General features: G+C 32.6%; 20 protein-coding genes and 4 tRNA genes. 21 read left to right on the plus strand and 3 right to left on the minus strand.

Features of this window, described 5'->3' with window-relative positions:
- Positions 1-2: 2 nt before the first annotated feature.
- Positions 3-1,283, plus strand: coding sequence for a tetratricopeptide repeat protein (locus tag R3342_RS06685; RefSeq protein ID WP_318939187.1), 1,281 nt, complete (start codon positions 3-5; stop codon positions 1,281-1,283).
- Positions 1,284-1,333: 50 nt separating this feature from the next.
- Here the strand turns inward: R3342_RS06685 and R3342_RS06690 are convergent, their stop codons facing one another.
- Both R3342_RS06690 and R3342_RS06695 read right to left on the minus strand, forming a co-directional pair.
- Positions 1,334-2,104 (minus strand): C40 family peptidase, encoded by a 771-nt coding sequence (locus tag R3342_RS06690; RefSeq protein WP_318939189.1) that lies wholly within the window; start codon positions 2,102-2,104, stop codon positions 1,334-1,336.
- Between the two features lie 2 nt (positions 2,105-2,106).
- The gene (locus R3342_RS06695; protein WP_318939191.1) at positions 2,107-3,282 is read right to left on the minus strand and encodes an acetyl-CoA C-acyltransferase; all 1,176 of its coding nucleotides are present in this window, start codon (positions 3,280-3,282) and stop codon (positions 2,107-2,109) included.
- A 148-nt stretch (positions 3,283-3,430) separates the two neighbouring features.
- Here R3342_RS06695 and R3342_RS06700 point away from each other — a divergent pair, with 148 nt between their 5' ends.
- From R3342_RS06700 to R3342_RS06770, 15 genes are all read left to right on the plus strand, one after another.
- Positions 3,431-4,831, plus strand: a complete 1,401-nt coding sequence (locus R3342_RS06700) for an FAD-dependent oxidoreductase (protein ID WP_318939193.1) — start codon at positions 3,431-3,433, stop codon at positions 4,829-4,831.
- Between the two features lie 39 nt (positions 4,832-4,870).
- A complete protein-coding gene (locus tag R3342_RS06705) occupies positions 4,871-6,925 on the plus strand; it encodes an HDIG domain-containing metalloprotein (protein WP_318939194.1) in 2,055 nt (684 codons plus the stop codon).
- 102 nt (positions 6,926-7,027) lie between these two features.
- Positions 7,028-7,111, plus strand: a tRNA-Ser gene (locus R3342_RS06710).
- 20 nt (positions 7,112-7,131) lie between these two features.
- Positions 7,132-7,206: transfer RNA gene (locus R3342_RS06715), tRNA-Pro, on the plus strand.
- Positions 7,207-7,210: 4 nt separating this feature from the next.
- Positions 7,211-7,284: transfer RNA gene (locus R3342_RS06720), tRNA-Arg, on the plus strand.
- A gap of 230 nt (positions 7,285-7,514) precedes the next feature.
- Complete coding sequence (locus R3342_RS06725; RefSeq protein WP_318939196.1) at positions 7,515-8,771, plus strand: site-specific integrase; 1,257 nt, start codon at positions 7,515-7,517, stop codon at positions 8,769-8,771.
- Between the two features lie 118 nt (positions 8,772-8,889).
- Positions 8,890-8,971: transfer RNA gene (locus tag R3342_RS06730), tRNA-Leu, on the plus strand.
- A gap of 714 nt (positions 8,972-9,685) precedes the next feature.
- Complete coding sequence (locus R3342_RS06735) at positions 9,686-10,822, plus strand: AraC family transcriptional regulator (protein ID WP_318939198.1); 1,137 nt, start codon at positions 9,686-9,688, stop codon at positions 10,820-10,822.
- Positions 10,823-11,007: 185 nt separating this feature from the next.
- Positions 11,008-11,706, plus strand: a complete 699-nt coding sequence (locus R3342_RS06740) for a cytochrome b/b6 domain-containing protein (RefSeq protein ID WP_318939201.1) — start codon at positions 11,008-11,010, stop codon at positions 11,704-11,706.
- A gap of 266 nt (positions 11,707-11,972) precedes the next feature.
- Positions 11,973-12,542 (plus strand): hypothetical protein, encoded by a 570-nt coding sequence (locus tag R3342_RS06745; protein ID WP_318939203.1) that lies wholly within the window; start codon positions 11,973-11,975, stop codon positions 12,540-12,542.
- Positions 12,542-13,438, plus strand: a complete 897-nt coding sequence (locus R3342_RS06750) for a cytochrome c3 family protein (RefSeq protein WP_318939204.1) — start codon at positions 12,542-12,544, stop codon at positions 13,436-13,438. Before R3342_RS06745 ends, R3342_RS06750 begins: the two co-directional genes overlap by 1 nt.
- 349 nt (positions 13,439-13,787) lie before the next feature.
- Positions 13,788-14,288, plus strand: a complete 501-nt coding sequence (locus tag R3342_RS06755) for a hypothetical protein (RefSeq protein ID WP_318939206.1) — start codon at positions 13,788-13,790, stop codon at positions 14,286-14,288.
- 345 nt (positions 14,289-14,633) lie between these two features.
- Positions 14,634-15,293, plus strand: a complete 660-nt coding sequence (locus R3342_RS06760; RefSeq protein WP_318939207.1) for a DUF6448 family protein — start codon at positions 14,634-14,636, stop codon at positions 15,291-15,293.
- Positions 15,294-15,366: 73 nt separating this feature from the next.
- Entirely contained in the window at positions 15,367-15,579 is a 213-nt protein-coding gene (locus tag R3342_RS06765; RefSeq protein ID WP_318939208.1) for a heavy metal-associated domain-containing protein, read from the plus strand.
- A 277-nt stretch (positions 15,580-15,856) separates the two neighbouring features.
- Entirely contained in the window at positions 15,857-17,722 is a 1,866-nt protein-coding gene (locus tag R3342_RS06770; protein ID WP_318939210.1) for a cation-translocating P-type ATPase, read from the plus strand.
- Positions 17,723-17,797: 75 nt separating this feature from the next.
- Here the strand turns inward: R3342_RS06770 and R3342_RS06775 are convergent, their stop codons facing one another.
- Positions 17,798-18,808 (minus strand): lipoate--protein ligase, encoded by a 1,011-nt coding sequence (locus R3342_RS06775; RefSeq protein WP_318939212.1) that lies wholly within the window; start codon positions 18,806-18,808, stop codon positions 17,798-17,800.
- A gap of 205 nt (positions 18,809-19,013) precedes the next feature.
- On the opposite strand from R3342_RS06775, the gene acnA reads away from it, so the two are divergent.
- From acnA to R3342_RS06800, 5 genes are all read left to right on the plus strand, one after another.
- The gene (gene acnA, locus R3342_RS06780; protein WP_318939214.1) at positions 19,014-21,806 is read left to right on the plus strand and encodes an aconitate hydratase AcnA; all 2,793 of its coding nucleotides are present in this window, start codon (positions 19,014-19,016) and stop codon (positions 21,804-21,806) included.
- A gap of 37 nt (positions 21,807-21,843) precedes the next feature.
- Positions 21,844-22,833: a type I glyceraldehyde-3-phosphate dehydrogenase gene (locus R3342_RS06785; RefSeq protein ID WP_318939216.1), complete on the plus strand. Its 990-nt coding sequence runs from the start codon at positions 21,844-21,846 to the stop codon at positions 22,831-22,833.
- 633 nt (positions 22,834-23,466) lie between these two features.
- Positions 23,467-23,799: a carboxymuconolactone decarboxylase family protein gene (locus tag R3342_RS06790; RefSeq protein ID WP_318939217.1), complete on the plus strand. Its 333-nt coding sequence runs from the start codon at positions 23,467-23,469 to the stop codon at positions 23,797-23,799.
- Between the two features lie 9 nt (positions 23,800-23,808).
- Positions 23,809-25,230: a nicotinate phosphoribosyltransferase gene (locus tag R3342_RS06795; protein WP_318939219.1), complete on the plus strand. Its 1,422-nt coding sequence runs from the start codon at positions 23,809-23,811 to the stop codon at positions 25,228-25,230.
- Positions 25,231-25,395: 165 nt separating this feature from the next.
- Positions 25,396-25,848: a carboxymuconolactone decarboxylase family protein gene (locus tag R3342_RS06800; RefSeq protein WP_318939220.1), complete on the plus strand. Its 453-nt coding sequence runs from the start codon at positions 25,396-25,398 to the stop codon at positions 25,846-25,848.
- The last annotated feature ends 5 nt before the right edge of the window (positions 25,849-25,853 follow it).

Raw genomic sequence — 25,853 nt, forward strand, 5'->3', positions numbered from 1 at the left:
AAATGAGAAAACAACTATTAATCCTGTCAGTTTTACTTATAAGTATGACAGTGTTCGGACAAAAAAATGAACTTAAAACTGCTGAAAAAGCAATCAAAGCGAATAATTTTTCTGCGGCTATGCAGGCAATTAATCAAGCAGAAGGAATGATTGCTAATGCAGATCAAAAAACAAAAGCTAAATTTTACTATTTAAAAGGAAAGGCATTATATCAAAATGGTGCAAATTCCGCAGATTTAGAAAAAGTAGGTGCAGCATTTAATCAATTAATTGATTATGAAAAAGAAACGAATAAATTAAAATATTCTAATGAAGCAGCTAAAATTATTAATGATTTGATTAACAAATTAGCAGCAAGTGCCTCAACGGATTATAATACAGCTTTAAGTACTAAAAATTCTGAAGATTATGAAAAAGCTGCTAAAGAATTTAATACAGTATTTATGCTAAGTCCTAGAGATACTTCTTATTTAGATAATGCTGGTTTAGTTTATTTTTTAGCTAAAGATTATGATAATTCTATTAAATCTTATAATAAATTATTAGACCTAAACTACACAGGTGTAGCAACGGTTTATGCAGCTACTAATAAAGATGATGGTAAAGAAATAACTTACAATGATAAGAAATCTAGAGATTTACAAGTAAAATTGGGACTTGCTGAAAATCCTAGAACAATTCAAAAAGAATCAAGAAGAGAAAGTGTATATAAATATTTAGCACAAAATTATGCGGCTAAAGGAATGAATGATAAAGCTTTAGAGATTTTAACTGAGGGTAGAAAAGAGTTCCCTAAAAGTTACTCTTTATTAATTGATGAAGCTAATATTTATTATTCTAAAGGTGATGAAGCTAAATTTAAAGAAAAATTAGAAGAAGCTATTGAAATGAATCCAACAGAGCCTACTTTGTATTATAATGTTGGAGTTATGAATATGAACCAAGGAAAAACAGATGAGGCCATTGAAAATTTCAAAAAAGCGATTGAATTAAAACCAGATTATGCAGATGCATATAATAATATTGGAGCTGCAATTATAGATAAAACAAAACCAATTATTGAAGAAATGAATAAAAGTTTATCAGATTTTGATAAATACGATAAATTACAAGCAAAACAATTGGCTATTTATAAAGAGGCGCTTCCTTATTATGAGAAAGCATATGAATATAATAAGACAAGTATAAGCACAGTTCAAACTTTAATGGGGTTGTACGAAAATTTAGATATGACCGAAAAATCTAAAGAGTTGCACGCTGTTTATGATAAGTTAAAACAATAACAATAACAAAAGTTTAATCAAAAAAAGGCTCACAATTGTGAGCCTTTTTTTTAAATAATTTTTTTAATTACTCTAAGTTTGTGTGTGTGAGTATGTGTGTTTAAATTAAAAATGCCACTGTGATCAATTCTATCAACCCTAACTTTTCCATGAGCATGAATGATATAGTTGTCTTTCATAATAATGCCAACGTGAGTAATTATACCTTCTTGGTTATCAAAAAAAGCTAAATCACCAGGTTCACTTTCTTCAATAAAACTTAATACTTCCCCTTGTCCGGCTTGTTCAGCAGCGTCTCTCATTAAATTATATCCACAAAGTTTATAAACCATTTGAGTAAATCCAGAGCAATCTATACCAAAAGGAGTTTTTCCTCCCCATAAATATGGAGTGTTTAAATATTTATATGCAGCTTCAATTAATAACTTTTTTGGTTTTTTACCTGAAACCACATTACCTTCATATAAAAAATTAGAATTATTTATTTTTAATTGTTGATTGTTATAAAAAGGTAAACTTGAACCAATAACAATGGTCAGGTAATTTTTGGTGCTATTTGTTGCAAAATCTATAAGTTCTCCTGCTAATTTAGGCTCTGAATTGCTAATACTTTTATATATTTCTTCTGTAATTTCCTCGTATTGTTTATTGTCTATCCATCCTTCATAGTTATCAAAAGCTAAACGAATTTTACTCCAATTTTTTCTAATTTCTAGAACTTTAAAATGTTCACCAAATAATAATTGCGAAACCATTTCACTAGTATCACTTGGATCAATTCTAATAGGAACAATACTTAAATTACAAATTCCGTAGTGCATATTTATAAACGTTCTATTACCATTGCACCTGCACCACCACCACCATTACAGATAGCTGCGGCACCGTATTTTGCATTATTTTGTTTTAATATAGAAGTTAGAGCTATTACTATTCTTGCACCTGACATTCCTAAAGGATGCCCTAGTGAAACAGCTCCACCATTTACATTTACTTTGTCAGGATTTATGCCAAGTATTTTAGTGTTTACTAAACCAACAACAGAAAAAGCCTCGTTAAATTCAAAAAAATCAACATCATCAATAGATATATTTGCTTTAGCTAAAGCTTTTGGAAGTGCTTTTGCAGGAGCTGTTGTAAACCATTCTGGTTCATGAGCAGCATCTGCATAGCCACTAATTTTTGCAATTGGTTTTAAATTTAGCTCTTCTGCTTTTTCTTTGCTCATTAAAACTAGAGCCGCAGCACCATCATTTAAAGTAGAAGCATTAGCAGCAGTAACTGTACCTTCTTTATTAAAAACAGGTCGTAAGCTAGGAATTTTATCAAAATTCACATTTTTAAATTCTTCATCTTCTGAAAAAATAATTGGATCACCTTTTCTTTGAGGAATTTCAACAGGAACAATTTCATCATTAAATTTTCCTTTTTGCCAAGCATCTGCCGATTTTTTGTAAGATTCTATAGCGAAATTATCTTGATCTTCTCTAGTAAAGTTGTGCTCAGTAGCACATAAATCTCCACAAATTCCCATATGTTTTTGGTCGTAAACATTTACAAGACCATCTACTAACATTCCGTCTGCAACTTTTACATCTCCTAATTTTACACCTTTTCTGCCTTGTAAATAATGAGGAATACTACTCATGTTTTCCATACCACCAGCAACTACTATTTCTGCATCACCAGTTTTTATAGCTTGAGTTGCAACCATAATAGCTTTCATACCAGAAGCACAAACTTTATTTATTTGGGTACAAGGAACTGTATTTGGAATTCCTGCAAAAAGTGCTGCTTGACGAGCAGGAGCCTGGCCTAATCCGGCAGATACTACATTACCCATAAATACTTCATCTACTAAATTTGGATTTAAATTTACTTTATTTAAAGCGCCTTTTATTGCAATTGCTCCTAATTTTGGAGCTGGAATACTAGCTAAACTACCTAAAAAACTCCCAATTGGTGTTCTGGCAACAGATACTATTACAACTTCTTTCATTTTAGTTTTAAATTTAATTTTCAATTGCGAATTTAATCAAAATTGAGCAATCTATTAAATTTTGAAAGCGCTATTGTTATGTGTAATAAAGATTACAGATAAAATTTATATATTTCTTAATTTGGATGTGCTTTTAAATCAAAATGTTATGTCATTAAATTCATCTTATAAAAATCATTATGTTGCCATTATTGGAGGTTCTATTTCAGGTTCTGAAGCAGCTAATATACTGGCGCAAAATGGTATTAAAGCAGTAGTTTTTGATATGAATAAATTACCTTATGGTAAAATTGAAGATGGGCTGCCTAGTTGGCATATTAATTTAAGAAACAGACAAATTGCAGAAATTGATAAAAAATTAGATCAAGAAAATGTTCGTTTTGTTCCAAATACTAAAATAGGTAAGGATATTGATTTTTTAGATTTAATTAATAATTGGGGATTTTCTGCTGTTATTTTAGCAAATGGAGCTTGGCAGGATAGAAAATTTCCAATAGAAGGAATTGAAAAGTTTAGGGATAAAGAACTTATCTATCAAAATTCATTTATAAATTGGTTTAATCATAAACATGAGTGTGATTTTAAAGGTAAAAATTATTTTATTAAAAATAATGCAGTTATAGTTGGAGGAGGGTTAGCATCTCTAGATGTTGTAAAAATTGTAATGATTGAATTGGTAAAAAAACAATTGTTTTTAAAAAAAGGAATTCAAATTGATTTATTTACTTTAGAAAAAGAAGGTGTACAGAAAACTCTAGAAAAATTTAAAGTTACTCTCGAAGAATTAGGCATAAAAAAAGCTCGATTAGTTTATAGAAGAACAGCTAAAGAAATGCCTTTAAAAGCTCCAAAAGATGACTCAGAAGAAAGTATTATTAAAGCTCAGGAAGTTTCACGAAAATTATTAGTTAAATATCAAGAAAAATATCTATTTGATTTTATTCCTCAAAGTGTACCATTGAGTTTTACAGAAAAAAACAAAAAACTAACTGGAGTAGTTTTTCAAAAAGTTACTACCGTAAATGGTAAAATAACACCAATAAAAAATAGCACTTTTGAACTTAAAACCGAAATGTTAATTTCTTCAATAGGAAGTGTTCCAGAACGAATAGATGGTTTAACCTATGAAAATGGAGTGTTAAAAATGTTAGGTATTACAGATTATCATGTAGATGGCTTTAGCAATGTTTTTGCAATTGGAAATGCCGTTACTGGTAGAGGAAATATTCAAGAATCTAAACGGCATGGAAAAGAAATGACTTCATTAATTTTAAATAAAGATTTAACCAAAGATGCGTTAGAAAAATGGGTTACTTATCATAATAATGAAATTAAAAGTAAAGTAAAAAAGCAGATTAATATAATGCTAAAAGAAATTGCAAATAAAGAAATTCAACCCGAAAATATTATAGAAGGAATTTTAAACAAAACAGCAAAAATTCAACAAAATTTAGGTTATAAAACGTATAAAGATTGGATTAAAAAACATATTCCAAATAGGTTAGAAGACGAACTGCCAAAAAATAAAACTAACTTAAAATGTTTATAATATATTTATTAGTATTTTTGAATTGCTAAAAAGTACTTCGTGAAAAAACTTATAAATAAATTTTTGGTAAATCATTCCTTAATATATAAGCTATTCTTATACATATTAACTGTATTTTTAATTGTTTATTTATTCCCAAAAGGAGGTCAATTTAAATACGAATTTCAAAAAGGAAAGCCTTGGCAATACGAAAACTATTATGCGCCATTTAATTTTTCTATACAAAAATCTAAAGCTGAAATAGAAAAAGATAAACAACAAATTATTGCTACTTCAAAACAATTTTACGATTATAACGAACAAACAGTAGTTGAAGTTAAAAATAATATAACTCAAAAAGTAGCGGAAGCATTACTTAATTCTAACTTATTTGAGAGCCAGAAGAAAAACCTTATAAAAAAAGTTGATGAAATTATAAATACTATATACGAATATGGTTATATAAATGAAGCAGATAGATTACAGTTAAATAGACCAGTAATAACTTTAAAAAAAGGTAATAAAATACAAGATATTGAAACAAATAAATTGTATTATCTATCTAAAATAAATGATTTAATTAATGCAAAAATAGGAGTAGACCCTTTAACACAAACCGAAAGCACAATACAAACTATATTATTTGATGAATTAAAACCTAACGTATCTTTTAACAACGAACTTACAAATAAAAACTTAGAAGAAAACTTAAGTAAAGTATCCTATACAAAAGGATTGGTGTCTGTAAACCAAAGAATTATACTTAAAGGAGATATAGTTGAAGGAGAAAAGTTAGCTATATTAAATTCATTAAAACATGAATTTGAATCTCAGGTTTGGAGTAAGTCAAATTATAATTGGATAGTTTTTGGTTATACTATTTTAGTCGCTTTAGCCTTTTTAATGTTGCTACTTTTTATACGAAAATATCGTTTAGAAATTTTTGAAAACAACACTAAAGTAACGTTTATATTTTTTAATGTTATATTAATCGTACTATTAATAACTTTAGTTGTAAAGTACGATGCAAAATATGTATATATTGTACCAATTGTGACGCTTCCGTTAGTTTTAAAAGCATTTTTTGACGCAAGACTAGGTTTGTTTACTCATGTGTTAACAGTGCTGTTATTAGGCTTTATAGTGCCAAATAGTTTTGAATTTATTTTTCTCCAAATAATTGCAGGTATAGTAACCATTTTAACTATTTCTGAATTGTATAAAAGGGCTAATTTATTTATATCAGTTTTACAAATTACATTAGTTTATTACATTGCATACTTGGCATTTTCTATCATTCAGGAAGGAAATGCAAAATCAATAATTTGGGAAAAATTTGTTTATTTTGCTTTAAATGGAGGTGCAACTTTATTTGTATTACCGCTAATTTATATTTTTGAAAAGTTATTTGGTTTAGTTTCTGATGAATCTTTAAAGGAATTATCCAATACAAATAATAAATTATTACGTGAATTAGCTGAAAAAGCACCAGGTACTTTTCAACACTCATTACAAGTTGCTAACTTGGCTGAAGCTTCAGCTAATGAAGTTCATGCAAATTCTATGTTAGTTAGAACAGGAGCTTTATATCATGATATTGGTAAAATGGAAAACCCAATGTATTTCACTGAAAACCAATCTACTAATGTTAATCCGCATAATGAGTTAACACCAAAGGATAGTGCTAAAATTATTATAAATCATGTAATAAAAGGAGTTGAATTAGCTAAAAAGAATCATTTGCCAGATAGAATTATTGATTTTATTAGAACACATCATGGCACAACGTTAGTTTATTATTTTTATAAGATGGAAGAAAAGATTGGCGGTGATGATGTAGATACTTCTTATTTTCAATATCCAGGGCCAATTCCTTTTTCAAAAGAAACGGCCATTTTAATGATTTGTGATTCTGTGGAAGCAGCTTCAAGAAGTTTAAAAGAACCAACGGCTCAAGTTTTAGATGATTTAGTGGAAAAGATTGTAACTAAGCAACTTGAGAGTGGACAATTTATGAATGCGGATATTACTTTTAAAGAACTTCAGATTATAAAAAAAGTATTAAAAAAGAAATTAAAAAATATTTATCATTTAAGAATTGAATATCCAGAATAATAAGTTGGAAATTTTATACAAAAAAAATTAAAAAATCTTGTTTAAGTGTAATTGTAATGCTACATTTGCACTCGCAAAAATAAGTTCATAAACATATTTTTAGGAGAGGTGCCAGAGTGGTAATGGAGCAGATTGCTAATCTGTCGACGGGTAACTGTCGCCAGGGTTCGAATCCCTGTCTCTCCGCAAAATTTTAAAGATAGCCTCGGGGTGTAGCGTAGCCCGGTTATCGCGCCGCGTTTGGGACGCGGAGGTCGCAGGTTCGAATCCTGCCACCCCGACAATGGTCGCGTAGCTCAGCTGGATAGAGCATCTGCCTTCTAAGCAGACGGTCACAGGTTCGAATCCTGTCGCGATCACTTTTTTTACTCGTAAAGAGTATTAAAACCTTGCAAACTATATGATTTGCAAGGTTTTATAATTTTTAGAGCATCATAAAATTTGATATAAATTTATATTTTATGTTTGCAAATCGGTCAACAGTTTAATAATCAAAAAAGTGTTGACCGAATAAGCTTTAAAAAGTTGAAATACAAATAGTTGATTTGACTTTCGTCTTTGAATAATGTTTAACTAAAAGACGACAACTATGAGAACTCGGTCAACGTTTGCCCTCTTATTTTGGGTAAATACTTCAAGAACAAAAAACAATCAATCTACTATTTATGCAAGGGTAACTGTTAACGGAAAAAGGGTTAATATTAGTCTTAAGCGTAAAGTGCTACTTTCGGATTGGGATTCATCAAAAGGTATGGCAAAAGGTAATAAACAAAATGCCAAATTATTAAACCAATTCCTAGAACAAATTCGCAATAAGATTTACCAAGCTTATGAAGATTTGATGAGAGAAAATAAGCTTATAACTGCACAAGCTATAAAGTCAAGATATTTTGGAGAAGATGAAAAATACAGAAGCCTATTAGAGCTTTTTGATTATCATAATAATTCAATGGAGCAAAAGCTTCATAAGGATACTATGAAGCATTACAGGACCACTCAAAAATATCTGAATCAGTTTTTATCTGAAAAACACAAAACCGATGATATTTATTTACACAAGCTAAATTATGCTTTTATTATAGATTTTGAACATTATTTAAAATCTTATCAGCCAACAGATCACCAAAGAAAAATTAGCAATAATACGGCCATGAAGCATTTACAAAGGTTACGCAAGATGGTTACAATGTCTTTTCATTTAGAGTGGATAGATAGAGATCCTTTTGTACGTTTCAAATCTTCATTTGAAAAACGAGAAAGAGAGTTTTTAACCAATGAAGAACTTATGAGTTTAGAAGAGTTTTCTAGCTCTGTAAACAGATTAAATATAGTAAGGGATCTATTTGTGTTTAGCTGTTATACTGGGATTTCATATATCGATATTGACCAGTTAACAAAAGATAATATTGTAAAAGGGATAGATGGTAGTGACTGGATAGTTTCAAAAAGACAAAAAACAAAGTCTCCGGTTAAAATTCCATTGCTAAACCAAGCAAGTATATTAATTGAAAAATATCAGGATAACCCAAGAGTGATCGCTTCAAATAGTTTACTGCCTAAATTCTCTAATCAGAAGATTAATAGCTATTTAAAAGAAATTGCAGATTTATGTGGTATCAAAAAGAATCTCACTTTCCACATGGCACGTCATACATTCGCTACTACAGTGACGCTCTCCAATGGTGTGCCAATCGAAACCGTTTCAAAATTACTTGGTCATACTAAAATAGCCACTACTCAAATTTATGCTAAAGTCATTGAACGAAAAGTAAGTGAAGATATGAAAATATTAATAACAAAGCTGAAGAAAACGGGTATTGATGAAAAACGTGCCTTCAGCAAATAGATATATTTGAGTTATGTATGAACTTGAAAAATTAAGAGAAAATTTTCCAATTAAACAACTTAGTTAACTTTTTATGTTTTAGATAAAAATTATTTATAAATTTGCAAACCTATTACAAGCCTCGATGGCGGAATTGGTAGACGCGCTGGATTCAAAATCCAGTGTCTTAGGACGTGCGGGTTCGATTCCCGCTCGGGGTACTAAAGTGAAAGCCGAGACTTATGTCTCGGCTTTTTTATTTCAGGTACAACATAGGTACAACATTTAGTTATTTTCCCTTTACAATATTTAATATACTTATCTGGGATTGTTTAGGAGTAATTCATATTAAATAGCGTTGGAGCCAATAAAAAACATCAATATTTGTATAACAAATAAGTCTGAAATCGGAATACGATTTTGAACACGATTTAACAAATTTATAGCGTAGGAGGTAAGTAAAATAGTTGAGAAATTGGTCAACTTTGAGCTCATAACCCGAAGGTCGCTGGTTCGAGTCCAGTCCCCGCTACTAGTAAACAAAGGGCTTTCAAGAAATTGGAAGCCTTTTTTTATTCAATGGGTACAGAATAGGTACAGGATAATATGATTTTCAAAGTAGTCATATAAATAGCAATCATTTACTTTCTTTTAATGTTAAATGCTATTATTTTCTGCTAAAATTCATTTTTTTTAAGGCAAAAGCCTTTTTGTTTTTTTAATCATTCAGTTTGTTTCTGCTTCATTTGGGTAGTTCCTATTTTCGAAATATTCACTTTATGATAGATTATGTTTTCTATTTCCAACCTCCATCTTTAATGTTAAGTCCGCTAAAACATCCTACATGAAAAAACTGATATTGATATGAAATAAAGATGGTAAAGAGTCTAAAAAATCATATTTTTGAGAAATAATTTAAAGATTATAATTCATAGATGAAATTCATTTTTTTAATAGCGGCTTTTAATGCGTTCTTTTTTGCAATTTTATTGTTTCAGAAAAAACCCAGGGCATTGCACGACAATATATTAATTTTATGGTTATTGTATTTGGGGCTGTTTATTGGAGTTTATTCCTTTTATTCCCATGAGTTATTTACTCATTTTAAATTGTTGTCCATCAGTTTTACTTCACTGTTTTTATTGCATGGCGTATTTTTGTTTTTTTATATTTATGCGCTAATTGCTTCTAAAAAGATTTTCAATAAAATTAATCTTATACATTTTGTTCCTTTTACGCTGTTTAACGGCTATCTTTTAATTATTTCATTCTTTCCAGATATTTCTGAACGAATACGATTGGATTATGTGCAAATGCCAGATTCACCGCCATTGCTATTTTTTTTCTTTTTAATGATAACTCTTTTATCGGGACCAATATATTTTGTAATATCCATTAAATTGTTTGAGAAATTAGATATTGACATCTTTAATAATTTTTCTTCTTCCGAAGAAATGGATTTGGTATGGCTTCGTAAACTTGTCTATGTTTTTGGCATTATTTGGACGGCCTTAATTGTCATCACGGTCATTCACCATGTGTTTAATTTATTTTCTATGGTTTTTTGTACCGACGGATTGTTTTTGTCCTTATCGGTTTTTGTAATTTTAATTGGTTATTTCGGATTAAAACAGAAGGTTATTTTTAGTGGTGATGCTGAAAATGAACAGATTTTTGTTGAAGAGACAAAAGTAAAATATGCTGGTTCACGATTAACGGAAGCCGAGGCAAATCAATTTGTGGACAAACTTAACAACTTTATGGTTACGGAGAAACCTTATTTAAATCCAAATTTAACACTGCAAGAGTTAGCTTCTGAATTGGAGATTTCTACCCATTACCTGTCACAGATTATAAATGAAAAATTCAACCTTAACTTTTTCGATTACATCAATCAGTTTAGGGTAGAGGAATTCAAAGTAAAAATAAGCGACCCAAAATTTGAAAATTATTCCTTTCTGGGCATCGCATTTGATTGCGGATTCAATTCAAAATCGGCTTTTAACCGAATCTTTAAGAAATTTACAAATCTTACCCCTTCCCAATACAAAACAGCTGTTACTAAGCCCTAAACCTTGTTTTTTAATAAATATTGATATTTTATGTTACGAGAGCCAATTTTATATTAAGATAAACAAGTCCCACTTTATAGATTAAAGCTACTGGTCTTGTTCACCATCCTATATTTGTAAATTATTGTGAACAAAGAATTATAAATTAAAAAAAACAGTAACTTAATGTACAAATTTTTTATATCATGAAAACTTATATCTGGACAGCGCCAACAAGGATTTTTCATTGGCTTTTAGCCGTTGGATTCACTGTTGCTTTTATTTTAGGAGATTTTGACAATCTCAGCAATCTGCATTTTGCTTTCGGTGCTTTCGTGGGAGCATTGTTATTTTTTAGAATTTTGTTTGGTTTGTTTGGGCCAACGTATTCAACTTTTAAAGATTTCCCAATAGGATTGAAAAGTCAGCGAGAATTTATAAACTCGTTTTTTTCGAAAGGAAAAATATTTGCTGGTCATAATCCGGCAGCTTCTGTAATTATGCTAAGTATATTTTTTGTTGGAATAATTTGCAGTATGTCAGGCTACCTTTTATATGCCAATGAGAATAATGTATCAAATATTGGAATTAATGAGGATGCTCTTGAAGAATTACACGAAATAACGGCGAACCTTTTTTTAATTTTAGTGGTTATCCACTTACTTGGCATTTTGGCTGAAACATTCTTTCATAAGAAAACGGGTACACTTCAATCAATTTTTACAGGATATAAAAATATCGAGTCTAAAAATGCCAAATTAAATGGTTTTCATAAAATATTTATGGTGCTTTGGCTTATAGTTCCTTTTTATGTTTCTTATTTGGCCTATGGCTTGCCGGTTAACACAAAAGAGCAAGAAAATAAGATTGAGAACAATGAATATTATGACAATGATGATGATTAAAAATTACAGAAGTTAAACCAATGGCATAGGAGTATAGGCAATAAGTGCCGCTTATAAAATAACCTTTTGTTCAGCTCAGTTCAGCATAATCAATTCCAAATCATTCGCCTTTATTTTAATGTATGTTGTACCCGTTGGACTTAATTTATAAAATAAAAAACATTGATTATAAATTGTTCAATTAAGCAAATTGAAGACACAAAACAAACAATTTTGGGTTTATAATCAAAATGAGTTAGTCAAATAATAGAACGAATCAATTCAATATGAAAAATGGCATAATTTTAAAAGACGTTATTCCCTTTATTCTTTGGTTTTCCACTATGATTTTTAGTGCTATTATATTGGATTTTGTTCTTCATTATTTTAATATCGTTTTTATTGGAAGGCACTTAGGATATTTAGGGACTTTTACAATTTTAATTTCGTTTTTATATTCTTTAAAGAAGAGGAAATTAATACGTTCTGGAACTCCAAAAGGATTGTTGGATTTTCATGAATACCTTGCTTTGTCTGGTTCCATTATGATTTTAGTTCATGCCGGAATTCATATCCATTCAATTTTGCCTTGGATGGCTGTTTTGGTTTTGATAATAAATGTTGCCAGTGGATTGGTCGGAAAATACATACTGCAACAATCCAATCGAACTATGAAAAACAAAAAAGCAAAATTGAGAGAATCCGGCTTAAGCGATGAAGAAATTTCAAAAAAGATTTTTTGGGATGAAGTAGCAATAGACAACATGAAAAAATGGAGAAAAATTCATTTACCAATTACCTATTTTTTAGGATTATTTTCACTGATACATATTATATCTATTTTACTGTTTAATTAATGGAAAGAAAATATATTTATACAATCATTACAATCATAATCATTGGAATTGTTTTAGTATTTCCACACAAAATGGTATCACCTGGAAATCTTTATCAATCACATTCCGATTTGAATAAAGATTGTTTTTCCTGTCATAAAGCGTTTTCGGGAATACCAAATGAAAACTGTATCTCTTGTCACAAAGTTTCGGAAATTGGTTTAAAAACCAATAAAAATGGAGATAGTATTTCAATTAATTCTAATATTCTTTTTCATAAAAATCTAAAAAATCAGGATTGTATATCCTGTCATTCCGACCACAACGGATTAAATCCAAAATTGTCGTTAAAGAAATTTGACCACATATTTTTGTCTGAAAGCAATAGAAATCAATGTGTCAGTTGTCATTCCCAACCAAAAAACAAACTTCACAATCAAGTTTCTAATTCCTGTGTAAGTTGCCATTCTACTACAAGCTGGACTTCTGCAATATCATTTAATCATGATTTGATAAAAGATACTTCCAAAAACAATTGCATTGCTTGCCATCAAATTCCTAAAGATAATTTTCATGGCATCTCTACTAATAATTGCGCATCCTGTCACGAATTAAACAAATGGAAACCTTCAACATTTAATCATGACAATTCATTTATTTTGGACGAAAATCATAAGACAGATTGTAAAACTTGTCATGTAAACAATAATTTAAAAACGTATACTTGTTATGGTTGTCACGAGCATTCCATAAATAATATCAGAGGGGAGCACATTGAAGAAGGAATATACAATTTTGATAATTGTGTAAGTTGCCATAGAAGCGGCAATGAACACGATATCAGAATGAATGAAAATGCTGTCCGAAAATACATCAGCAAAGAATTAAAAAATAATAGAGAAGACGACGATGATTAGAAAATGGGTTTTTCAATCCGTTGTTGAGCTTATAAATTACCGAACTAAAGCCCATGATAAAAAACACAAATTACAATAATAATTTATATCTCAAAAATGTATTACTGAATAATCAATTTGCTAATTGTTGATTTATTATCAGATATGATTTTAGTGAGATACATTCCAAATTCAATTCGATTTTCTTTTCTTTTAATACCTGATGTATAGATCTATAGCTAGGGACTTTTTTGGCCAAATAAATAAGTCCTACTTTATAAATTAAAGCGATTTGCCTATATATCGGGGCTATTTTTGTCAAATATTTTAAAATATATTAACCTTAATAACAACTAAAATAAGTAGACAAATGAAAAAAACTTTTAAATTAATTTTGGCAATTGCAGTACTGGTATTTGCTGTTTCCTGTGACAGTAAAACTGGAAAAATACATGACCATTCTGCAGCTCAACAAACAGATGAACATCAACAAGAGAAACCTGTATCACAGCAAACAAACAAACAAGAACATGCAGAGGGTGATGTTTTACAATTAAATAATGGAAACCTATGGGAGGCTAATATAGAAACCACCGCAGGAATAGACAATATGAAACTTATAATAAAGTCTTTTTCAGAAGGAGATAATATGGAAGCTTACGCAAAAGTTAAACAAAATTTGGAAAAGGAATTTGGAACCATTATAGCCAAATGTACTATGACAGGTGAGGCTCATAACCAATTGCACAAATATTTGGTCCCAATGAAAGATCTGTTTGATGGATTAGCGGCATCAGATTTAGAAATCCGCAAGGCCAGCCTTAATCAAATAAATATGCATTTAGAAGAATATACGAAATACTTTAAGTAAAATGTTTTTGAATTTTATTGGTATTTGATTTAAATTTTAAAGAATGGGATTTCTGTATAGATTTCCCATTTTTATTTTATAATACAAATAAAAGGCATAAAATAAGGAGCTTTCGCAAATACCTTATTTTTAAAAAAATTTATCCGCCAACACCTGTTGAATATAATACTTGCATTTCAAAGCGCTTGGCCTCCTTTTCTTTAAATATTAGCATCAGAAGTTATAGGCTAACGCTTTTTTCGGTAATTAAACAAGTCCCACTTTATAGATTGAAGCGATTGGCTCTTTTTTCCAGGCTACATTTGTCAAAAAATTAATAGTAATCATTTTAAATTAAGTAAAATAATGGAAACAAAAATTAAAAAACATTCAGAAAAAGTAAGTGTTAATAAAGGATTTAGAAAACCTTTAAAATTTGGTGCCTTGCCGCTAATATTATTTGCAATCTTATTATTCTCTTCACAGGCAACATTTGCCCATTGTGATTCATATGACGGACCAGTAATTAAAGATGCCGTTAAGGCACTTAAAACCAACGACGTAAATTTGGTGTTTAAATGGCTAAAAAAAGATCAGGAGCAAGAAATTACCGCCCTGTTCAACAAAACATACTCATTAAAAAATGGCGATAAAGAAGTGTATGAAATTGTGGAAAAACACTTTTTTGAAACATTGGTACGTTTGCACCGTGAAACGGAGGGCGAACCTTATACCGGACTAAAACCAGCAGGAACCACAAAACAAATTATTCAAATGACAGATGAAGCTATTAAAGAGGGCAATGTAAATGGCTTTTTACTAAAATTTAATAAACACTTTGAAAAAGTAGTTCGTGAAAAATACGATAAAGTTTTGCAACTAAGTAAAGTTAAGGACAATTCAACTGAGGAAGGCAGGGCTTTTGTGGCAGCTTATGTGAACTACACGCACACTATTATGATGATGCACGATATTCTTGAACACGGAATTGAACATGGTAGCGGAGATGCAGAACACAAAGAATAATCCATATTTTCAGAATCTGTGTTTGCCTTCTGAAAAGTGAAATTAGATATTATTAATTAAATAAAGATGAAAAATGAAGATAGAAAAAATTCAATTAGAGGAACTCACCTGCCCGAGCTGCATCACAAAAATTGAAAGTGTGCTCTCAAAAGAGGAAGGGGTAGAAGAAGCCAAAGTACTTTATAATGCAAGCAAGGTAAAAGTAACTTACGAAGAAGATAAAATATCGGGAAAACACATTACTGATTTAATTGAAAAGTTGGGATATGTGGTAAAAGGCAAGTAGGCCATCGCTTTAAAATGAATAAAAAAATCCCTCAATCAGGGATTTTTTTAAATGTAACTACTGCGAAATTGGCATAAAACAGCCGATTTATCATACAGCAAACAGCACAAATATTTAGAAAAACCACTTATGACAAAGAAATAAATTTTATAAGCCAATAAGCCAAGGATGAATTAAAAAGACGAACAGATGAAACGAGCATTATAAATTTTGACACACAAAAGAATGGTTAATGGCAAACAGCATCTGTTACCGCTAAAAAATAAAATGTAAATAGATGAAAATTAATAAAAAAAATAGTTTAATAATCGCTTCGGGTATTTTACTCGTTATTGCTTTTATATTATATCTTCTTAAGCTGAATAGTTTATTGATAAATATTATTTTAATTGCGTCCTCAATTATTGCAGGGTTTCCCATTGCAAAAAAGGCACTTCAGGCTGTTTGGATGAAAGTTTTTAGCATTGAGCTCTTAGTGTCGATTGCGGTTGTTGGCGCGTTAATTATAGGTGAATATGTTGAGTCGGCAGCGGTTTCCTTCCTGTTTTTATTTGGTGCTTTTCTCGAGGCGAGAACTTTAGAGAAAGCAAGATCCTCATTAAAATCCCTCATTAAAATGATGCCAATGGAAGCGACTGTGGAGAGGGAAGGCAAAAGGGTAACACTTCCTGCGGAAGAGGTAAAAAAAGGTGACCTCGTATTTATGCAGTCGGGTGAAAAAGTTGCGGTTGACGGTAGGGTTTTTTCTGGAACGGCTTCGATTAATGAAGCGGCGATTACCGGCGAATCAGTGCCTGTCAAAAAGGAGAAAGGGGCGCAGGTATTTAGCGGTACGATACTTGACAGCGGATACCTTGAAGTAATTGCTGAAAAAGTTGGAGATGACACCACCTTTGCTAAAATTATTGACCTGGTGGAAGAAGCCCAGGAGTCCAAGGCAAAAACTCAGAAATTTTTGGAACGGTTCGCAGCTTTCTACACGCCAGGAATCTTGGTTCTGTCTGTTATTGTTATGCTGTTTACTTGGGATATTCACCTAACGCTTACGTTTTTGGTTATTGCTTGTCCGGGTGCTTTGGTTATTTCTGCTCCGGTATCAATTGTTGCCGGCATAGGAAACGGAGCCAGAAATGGAATTCTAATTAAAGGTGGCGACAAAATGGAAAAGATGGCCAAGATAAATGGGATAATATTTGATAAAACAGGAACTTTAACCCAAGGAAAACCATCCGTTACAGCCATTCAATCATATGGCGTAAAAGAAGATGAACTGCTATTAATGGCAGCAGGAGCCGAGCTGGTTTCTGAACACCATTTAGGGCGCACTATTGTTAAAGAAGCTGAAAGCAGGGGGTTGCAGCTTTCCCACAAGCCAATGAATTCGCAGATAATTAAAGGACAGGGAATCAAAGCGACTGTCAATGGAAAAGAATTGTTGGTAGGCAATAAAAAAATGCTTGTTAGCAACCAAATAACCTTTACGGAAGCAATAGAAATTTATGCTCTTGAGCAGGAAATAAAAGGAAATACAGCAGTTTATATTAGCGATAATAATCGCGTCTTGGGTATAATCTCCATTGCAGACAAAATTAGGGAAGACGCATCAGACGCCATCAATCAACTCAAACAAAGCGGAATTAAGCATCTGGTTATGTTAACTGGGGATAACGAGCATACAGCCAATAAAGTGGCAAAACAACTTGGGATTGAAAAAGTTTTTGCCAACTTACTTCCTGAAGATAAGGTTTCAAAAATAAAAACGTGTAAACAAAAAGGAAAAATATTAGCCATGGTAGGAGATGGCATTAATGATGCACCCGCCATTGCAACAGCTGATGTGGGTATTGCCATGGGTGGTGCAGGAACCGATATCGCCATGGAAACTGCAGATATTGTTTTATTATCAGATAAATTGGACAAGTTAGCTTACGCCTATAAACTGTCAAAAGCAACCGTTCGAAATATGAAACAAAATATGTTTTTTGCCGTAGGCGTTGTTTTTTTGTTATTGGCAGGAGTTTTAACAGGAAAAGTATTTTTGGCATCTGGAATGCTTATCCATGAGTTAAGTGTTCTTATTGTTATTTTAAACGCTATTCGATTGGTGCGTTTTCCAAAGTATCAATTTTGGTTTAATCGTTGAAAATTAAAATTAAGCCGTTTCTTTACCTCATAAAAATGATATAGATGATTTGTATAAATGAGACGGTAAGAGTTTTTAGATATCCTCTTCATCAGAGCCATAAAGCAACTCAATAAATTCTGATTTAGGAACATCCCCAAAATATTCTTCTATTATAATTCCTTTTAGCTTTTGTGAGATTTGCTCCTTGTCATACTTTACGCCTGTTAAAAGATTTTCTATATCTTCTAAAGGTTCTTTCCCAAAGAAATCACCAAAAATTTTAAGTTCTGTAAGATATCCTTTCTCCACAAACATCCTCACATCAATTTCTCCCACAGAGAAACGCTTGCTGCGCTGAATATTGAATTTTGGGGAACGTCCATAATTCCACTCCCAGGAATCATATTTTTCTTCTTTTAATAGATGTACAGACTGCCACTCTTCAGGGGTTAAATGATACGTTTCGAAAGGTTCCCTTTCTTTATACAAACCTTCCAGTAAAAGTGTTCTGAATTCTTCAATTTTTAGTGGATTATTAAGGTATTCACTAATATTGGCCACGCGGCTGCGTACAGACTTGTGCCCTTTGGATATGATCTTGCTCATTTTTACCTGAAGTGCATTCCCCACTTCTCCAAGATCTGTGTCAAATAAAAGTGTACCATGACTTACCATTCTTTTTCCTGTTGAAAATTGAGCAGTTCCCGAAATTTTTTTATCATTTACAAGAAGGTCATTTCTTCCTTTCAACTCCGCTTTTACCCCTATTTTTGAAAGTGAGCTGATAACAGGTTCTGTAAATTTTTTAAAATTGTTCAAACTTGTAATATCGTGATTGGTGATGAAACTGAAATTGAGGTTTCCATAGTCATGATAGACAGCTCCACCGCCCGAAATTCTTCGTACCACATGGATATGGTTTTTTCCTACATAATCATGGTTGATTTCTTCTAAAGTATTTTGACTTCTTCCTATAATGATGGAAGGTTCATTAATATAGAACAGTAAATAATCAGATTGAGAATTGAAATTTCGAAGTGCATATTCCTCCAAAGCCAGATTTAGCATAGGGTTGGTATGGCCTTCGTTTTCTATAAAAATCATACTTGTGTAAGTTAAAATTTAAAACAGCAAAGTAAAGAAATATTTACCGGACAATTATGTCTTTTATTATAAAAATTGTTTTTAATTTTAAAAAAATAGGTAACTTTAGCTCGGAAGTAAATGGTGCTTATATTTTCAGACACCTCCTTTTCTCTAAATAAAATAAGCTTATATACCTTCCAATAATCTTTTAAATATTTCAGCCATGTCTAAAGACCCTTATCAAATTAAAAAATCAGTACATACAAAAAACGGTAGTTTTACATATTATAGTCTTACTGAACTTGAAAGACAGGGTTATAAAATTCATAAATTGCCTTTTTCTATCCGAATATTATTAGAGAATGCCTTGCGAAATTTTGATGATTTTTCGGTAACTAAAGAAAATATTGAGACCCTTTTACATTGGACACCAAAGGGATCCGAAAAAGATATTCCATTTAAGCCTGCTCGTGTGCTGATGCAAGATTTTACAGGTGTTCCGGCAGTTGTTGATATTGCTGCACTACGTGCTGAAGTGGCAAGAAAAGGAAAAAATCCAAACCTGATTAATCCGCTAATACCAGTTGATTTAGTCATTGACCACTCAGTTCAGGTAGATTATTTCGGAACAGGATATGCTTACAAACGCAATATGGATGAGGAATATAAACGCAATACAGAGCGCTATCAATTTTTGAAATGGGCACAAAATTCCTTTGATAATTTTAGCGTGGTGCCTCCTGGAATGGGGATTTGTCATCAGGTAAATTTGGAGTACCTTTCAAAAGTGGTGGTTGAAAGAAATGGAGAAATCTTTCCTGATACGCTGGTGGGAACAGACAGCCATACGCCCATGGTCAACGGCATTGGCGTGGTGGCTTGGGGAGTTGGTGGTATTGAAGCCGAAGCGGCTATTTTAGGACAACCTATTTACTTTATTATGCCCGAAGTCATTGGTTTAAAACTTACTGGAAAACTTCCTTTGGGCTCCACGGCAACCGATCTTGTTTTAACTATAGCAGAGTTGCTGAGAAAATTTGGTGTCGTAGGAAAATTTGTAGAAGTTTTTGGTGATGGTTTAAGGAATCTTTCCGTGCCAGACAGAGCCACTATAGGAAATATGTCACCTGAATTTGGATGCACCATTACCTATTTTCCTGTAGATGACAAGACTTTGGAGTATATGCGGAAAAGCAATCGCTCCGAAGAACAGATAGCCTTAGTGGAAACCTATTGCAAAACCAATATGTTTTGGCGGGAAAATGAAGATAAAATAACTTATACTGCGGTTTTGGAATTGGATTTAACAACCATTGAACCCACTGTTGCCGGTCCTAAACGACCACAGGATAAAATTCTTTTAAAGGACTTTAAAGATAAGTTTATCGATTTATTGGATACATCGTTCGATCGAAAATATATTGCACATGGAGACCGTGAGGTAGAAAAATCCATCACGCGATGGAATTCTGAAGGAGGTGATCAACCTGTAAACAAGCCCAAAGAGAAAGCTTTGGCAATTGAAATTGAAGTCAAGGAAAAAGACGGACTAAAAACAGTTTGGATTACGCGTGGCCAAGAGAAATTTATGCTATCTGACGGTGCGGTGGTCATAGCAGCTATTACTTCCTGCACCAATACCTCCAACCCATTTGTGATGGTTGGTGCCGGACTGGTAGCCAGAAAAGCCAGAGAACACGGAATTGACGTAAAACCTTGGGTGAAAACTTCGCTTGCACCAGGCTCTAAGGTGGTTACTGATTATTTAGAAAAGGCCGATTTGATGAAAGATTTAGAAGCATTGCAATTCCACTTGGTGGGTTATGGCTGCACTTCTTGTATTGGAAATTCGGGTCCTTTACCAAAACAAATTGCCAAAGCTGTTGACGAACATAATTTAGTGGTGACTTCAGTGCTTTCTGGCAATCGAAATTTTGAAGCCAGGATTCATCCACAAGTAAAAATGAATTTTTTAATGTCACCTATGCTTGTGGTGGCTTATGCCATTGCTGGCCGTGTGGATATCGATTTAATCAATGAGCCGATAAGCTATGATTCCAATCAGGAACCGGTTTTTCTGAAAGATATTTGGCCATCAGACGATGAAATTAATGAAATTTTAAGTCGTGTGTTATCTCCCAAAGATTTTGCAAAAAACTACGGGGAAATTTTTGAAGGCAATGAGATATGGAGAAATCTTGAGATACCCAAAGGGAAGTTGTATGAATGGGATAAAAATTCGACCTATATCAAAGAAATTCCATTCTTTCACGATATTTCAGAACATCCTGAACAACTGCAAGAAATTCAAAATGCCAGAGCTCTGTTGGTACTGGGTGACAGTGTCACCACCGACCATATCTCCCCTGCAGGTGCATTTAGTGCGGAATCGGCCTCCGGTAAATATTTATTGGAGCGTGGTGTGAAAAAGGAAAGTTTCAATTCTTATGGTTCTCGTCGGGGTAATGATGAAGTGATGGTTAGGGGCACGTTCGCCAATGTGCGAATTAAAAATAAATTGGCAGATAAAGAAGGTGGATTTACTAAATTCTTACCAACCGGTGAAGAATTAAACGTATATGATGCGGCTGAAAAATATATGCTTGCAAAAACACCATTACTTGTTTTGGCTGGAAAAGAATATGGTAGCGGTTCTTCAAGAGATTGGGCCGCAAAAGGCACTTTTTTATTGGGCATAAAAGCTGTATTGGCCGAAAGTTATGAACGTATTCACAGAAGTAACTTGGTTGGAATGGGTGTTTTGCCCCTTCAGTATAAAAATGGGGAAACTGCCGAAAAATTAGGGATTACGGGTAACGAAATATTTACTGTAACGGGAATTGCCAACGACATCAAGCCATTAAAAGAAATACAGATTACAGCCAAAAATGAGCAAGGAAAAGAGAAGATATTTCAGGTCATCGCTCGACTAGATTCCCAAATTGAAATTGAATATTACCATCATGGCGGAATCTTGCAATATGTATTGAGGCAATTTTTACAAAAGGAAAATTAAACAGACTAGTAACTAAAGCACTAAAGAATAAATGATCATGAAAAGAATAGCAATTAACGGTTTTGGCAGAATTGGAAGAGCTGCCTTGAAAGTAATTATATCAACTCCCCAATTAGAGGTGGTAGCCATTAATGACTTAATGAGCATTGAAAATGCAGCATATTTATTTAAATACGATAGTGTTTATGGAATGTGTAAAAATAATATAATTATTCGCGATAACTATTTACTTATCGATGATAAAAAGATTTTATTTCTCAATAAAAAAGACCCTGCAAATCTCCCTTGGAAAAGTCTGAATATTGATGTAGTTATTGAAAGTACGGGATTATTTACAAAAAAAGAAGATGCTGAGAAGCACATCCTTGCTGGAGCAAAAATTGTAGTAATTTCCGCACCAACCAAAAGCAAGGACACACCAACAGTTCTACATGGCGTAAATACTTTGGATGAAAAGAAGTCAATATTTTCATGTGCAAGTTGTACAACTAATAATATTGGTCCCGTTATGGAGATTATTGACCGAAGAATTGGTATAAAAAAAGCTATTCTAAATACCATCCATTCCTTTACAGCTTCTCAATCTCTGGTAGATGCTCCTTCTAAAAGAGATCTTCGTATGGGAAGATCTGCGGTAATGAATTTAGTTCCCGCCTCTACAGGAGCGGCAATAGCTACTATTAAGGCACTGCCTCAATTAGAAGGTAAATTTGATGGTGTCGCAGTGCGAACGCCTGTGCCTGTTGGTTCTATTTCGGATATTACTTTTGTGGCTGCAAGAAATACATCTGTTGCCGAAATTAATAATATTTTAATAGAAGAATCAAAAACTGACAGATATAAACTGGTTTTGGCTACTTCAAACGAGCCTCTGGTTTCTTCAGATATTATCCAAAATCCATTTGCTTCAATTGTTGATTTGGCAATGACCAGGGTTGTAGATGGGGATTTAGTAAAAATTATGACCTGGTATGACAATGAATGGGGATTTACCAATCAAATGATTCGTGAGATTCAGTTGATATAAAAAAATAAAGTTAGTGCTAAACGTCTAAAATATTATTTTTTTTTCTTAAAAATTGACAATTAAAATATTTTATTATAAATACAGAGAATCTATATCCAAAAACAACAAAAGAGCTCACAGTTAAATGGCGGACTTAGCTCTTAAAAATAACGCCAGATGGTCTTTTGGTAGATGAAATTATAAATTTCTACCTTATTAGTCAAATTGATTGTAACCTTTTCATTTTAGCGCTACTCCAATCTTAGAAAGAGTTTAACTTTAAATTAAAATGAAATGAAAAATTTTAAAAATGTTTGACAATTACCTTATGGATACTGTTATTTTTAACAGATGCCTGAAAAAGTAACAAAGAAAATCAATATCTTGTTACCTGATAAAGATTGAGAATTAAGCAAGATTCTAAATAAATATTTCAGATAGCTAAAACACCCATTGACATACTTATCAGTAAAATAGTTTGAAGTTTTAATATCTTAAAATTTAATTAGGACAAATTTGTCCGATATGAATTTTTTAACTAACTTTGCTTAATTGAAAATAGCAATTCAACACTTAATAATTCATAAATCATTTTTTATTGATGCGGGAATTTTTTTGAGTTTTTAAATTAATAAATAATTAAAACATCTTATCATGGAAACAGAAAACCTATATCCAAAAACAACCAAAGAACTAGCAGATAAAAAAGCAGCATTAGCCCCTAAAAACATAGAAGCTTGGCGAAATTTCAGCAAAACAGTTTTTGAGGCAGGTGCGCTACCCGAGAAAACAAAACAATTGATTGCTGTTGCCGTTGCCCATGTTACGCAATGTCCGTATTGCATTAAGTCACACACCACCCAGGCTTTGAGAAAAGGAGCGAGTAAAGAAGAAATCATGGAAGCAATATGGGTTGCCAGCGAAATGCGTGCAGGTGCAGCCTATGCCCATGCAACAATTGCGATGGCCGAAATGGAGAAACATTAACCTACCGTTATGAATGTGTTTAATAAACATTTAGGACTTTTTATTGACCGATATGAATTGACCATGGCTGAAGGTTATTTTCGTGATGGCAGGGAAAATGTTCAGGCAAATTTTGATTATTTTTTTAGAAAAAATCCTTTTAATTCGGGTTTCACTGTTTTTAGTGGTTTGCAAGACCTGCTTAAAATGATTCAGGAATTTAAATTTGATGCCAGCACTATTGACCATTTGCATAAAGAAGGCTTCCATGCTGAATTTTTGGAATATCTAAAGAAATTTCATTTTAACGGCACTATAGACGCACCGGATGAAGGAGAAGTCATATTTCCTAATGAGCCTATTTTAAATGTTCAAGGATCGCTAATTGAAACGCAGTTACTTGAAACAATCGTACTTAATACCTTAAATTTTCAATCGCTGATTGCAACCAAAGCAAACAGATTGAGAAAAGCTGCAGGGAATCGTACTTTAATAGAATTTGGTATGCGAAGAGCGCAAGGATGGGCAGCCATTCACGGCAGTAGGGCTGCCATTGTCGGAGGCGTTGATAGCACTTCAAATGAGCTGGCTTCATATTTATATGGACTGAAAGCGGTCGGTACTATGGCGCATTCCTGGATTCAGAGTTATGAGGACGAACTGACCTCATTCAGAAAGTATGCCGAAATTCATCCCGAAAACTGTGTCTTACTGGTAGATACGTACAATACTTTAAAAAAAGGAATACCCAATGCCATAATAGTTGCCAAAGAGATGGAGCAAAGAGGGCAAAGACTTTTTGCCATACGGCTCGACAGTGGCGACCTGTCATATCTTTCAAAAAAAGCGAGAAATATGCTGGATGATGCCGGTCTGCCCTATATCAAAATTGTTGCATCCAATCAACTTGATGAATATTTAATTAACAGCCTTATCCTACAAGGGGCAAAAATTGACAGCTTCGGGGTCGGAACAAGCTTGATTACCGGACAGAAAGACGCGGCTCTCGATGGCGTTTATAAATTAACGGACATCAATAACAGGCCGGTTATAAAACTTTCGGAAAATGTGGCTAAAATAACTTTACCTGGAAAGAAAAAAATCATTCGATTTTTTAATGAAATGGGATCATTTTATGCAGATGGAGTGATGCTTTCCGATGAAAACGAAAACGACCTTGATGTGATAGTCCATCCTCAATTCGATGAAAAAAAGTCGTCTGTTAGGGGCTTAAAAAGAGAACAGATCGGTTCAATGGTTATGAAAGCAAGCGAAATTCTTTTAAATATGAAAAGTGTTTCTGAAATATCGGAGTATCGGGAGTACCGTGTCTCACAATTATCAGAAGAGAATAAGAGATTTGAGTTTCCCCATGTTTACAAGGTTGGCTTGAGCAAAAAATTAAAAAAACAGCGGGACCTATTAATAAAGAAAAATGTTAACGAAGAGTGATCTGAAAGTCCCTTCTGAGGAAATCATTAAATAAAAATAGAGTTTAAAGAACCACAAAATGAAACGAGCACATCAAATTTTGACACCTAAAGAAATGATTAATGGCGAACCTGCCTGCGGTAGGCAGGCAGTAGCTGTTACCACTAAAAAATAAAATTTAAACAGATGGAAGCACGATTAAACTATTCAAAAGTAGCCCCAGATGCTCTAAAAGGAATGTTGGAACTTGAAAAATATATTAACGATTCTGGGCTTGAACGCCCTCTTTATGAATTGGTAAAAACGCGAGCTTCTCAAATAAATAGGTGTGCTTATTGTTTGGATATGCATACCAAAGATGCCCGAAAAGCTGGAGAAACAGAACAACGTCTTTACGCTTTAAGTGCCTGGCGGGAAACACCCTTTTACACCAAACGTGAGCGCGCAGCTCTAGAATGGACAGAAACTTTAACTTTAATTTCAGAAAATGAAGTGCCAGATTCTTTATATGATTCTGTTCGTAAACATTTTAATGAAGCGGAATTGGTTGCTTTAACAATGGCAATTGTGGCCATAAATGGATGGAATCGTTTGGCAATTTCATTTAGAACTGTTCCTGGAACTTATAAACCTCAATAAAGTTG

The sequence above is a fragment of the Lutibacter sp. genome, from assembly GCF_033723435.1.
Classification (GTDB): Bacteria; Bacteroidota; Bacteroidia; order Flavobacteriales; family Flavobacteriaceae; genus Lutibacter.

What these genes read in the sequence shown, in the direction of transcription:
- R3342_RS06685 (WP_318939187.1), top strand. Translation starts at nt 3, where the DNA reads ATGAGAAAACAACTATTAATCCTGTCAGTTTTACTTATAAGTATGACA.
- R3342_RS06690 (WP_318939189.1), bottom strand. Translation starts at nt 2,104, where the DNA reads ATGCACTACGGAATTTGTAATTTAAGTATTGTTCCTATTAGAATTGAT.
- R3342_RS06695 (WP_318939191.1), bottom strand. Translation starts at nt 3,282, where the DNA reads ATGAAAGAAGTTGTAATAGTATCTGTTGCCAGAACACCAATTGGGAGT.
- R3342_RS06700 (WP_318939193.1), top strand. Translation starts at nt 3,431, where the DNA reads ATGTCATTAAATTCATCTTATAAAAATCATTATGTTGCCATTATTGGA.
- R3342_RS06725 (WP_318939196.1), top strand. Translation starts at nt 7,515, where the DNA reads ATGAGAACTCGGTCAACGTTTGCCCTCTTATTTTGGGTAAATACTTCA.
- R3342_RS06735 (WP_318939198.1), top strand. Translation starts at nt 9,686, where the DNA reads ATGAAATTCATTTTTTTAATAGCGGCTTTTAATGCGTTCTTTTTTGCA.
- R3342_RS06740 (WP_318939201.1), top strand. Translation starts at nt 11,008, where the DNA reads ATGAAAACTTATATCTGGACAGCGCCAACAAGGATTTTTCATTGGCTT.
- R3342_RS06745 (WP_318939203.1), top strand. Translation starts at nt 11,973, where the DNA reads ATGAAAAATGGCATAATTTTAAAAGACGTTATTCCCTTTATTCTTTGG.
- R3342_RS06750 (WP_318939204.1), top strand. Translation starts at nt 12,542, where the DNA reads ATGGAAAGAAAATATATTTATACAATCATTACAATCATAATCATTGGA.
- R3342_RS06755 (WP_318939206.1), top strand. Translation starts at nt 13,788, where the DNA reads ATGAAAAAAACTTTTAAATTAATTTTGGCAATTGCAGTACTGGTATTT.
- R3342_RS06760 (WP_318939207.1), top strand. Translation starts at nt 14,634, where the DNA reads ATGGAAACAAAAATTAAAAAACATTCAGAAAAAGTAAGTGTTAATAAA.
- R3342_RS06765 (WP_318939208.1), top strand. Translation starts at nt 15,367, where the DNA reads ATGAAGATAGAAAAAATTCAATTAGAGGAACTCACCTGCCCGAGCTGC.
- R3342_RS06770 (WP_318939210.1), top strand. Translation starts at nt 15,857, where the DNA reads ATGAAAATTAATAAAAAAAATAGTTTAATAATCGCTTCGGGTATTTTA.
- R3342_RS06775 (WP_318939212.1), bottom strand. Translation starts at nt 18,808, where the DNA reads ATGATTTTTATAGAAAACGAAGGCCATACCAACCCTATGCTAAATCTG.
- acnA (WP_318939214.1), top strand. Translation starts at nt 19,014, where the DNA reads ATGTCTAAAGACCCTTATCAAATTAAAAAATCAGTACATACAAAAAAC.
- R3342_RS06785 (WP_318939216.1), top strand. Translation starts at nt 21,844, where the DNA reads ATGAAAAGAATAGCAATTAACGGTTTTGGCAGAATTGGAAGAGCTGCC.
- R3342_RS06790 (WP_318939217.1), top strand. Translation starts at nt 23,467, where the DNA reads ATGGAAACAGAAAACCTATATCCAAAAACAACCAAAGAACTAGCAGAT.
- R3342_RS06795 (WP_318939219.1), top strand. Translation starts at nt 23,809, where the DNA reads ATGAATGTGTTTAATAAACATTTAGGACTTTTTATTGACCGATATGAA.
- R3342_RS06800 (WP_318939220.1), top strand. Translation starts at nt 25,396, where the DNA reads ATGGAAGCACGATTAAACTATTCAAAAGTAGCCCCAGATGCTCTAAAA.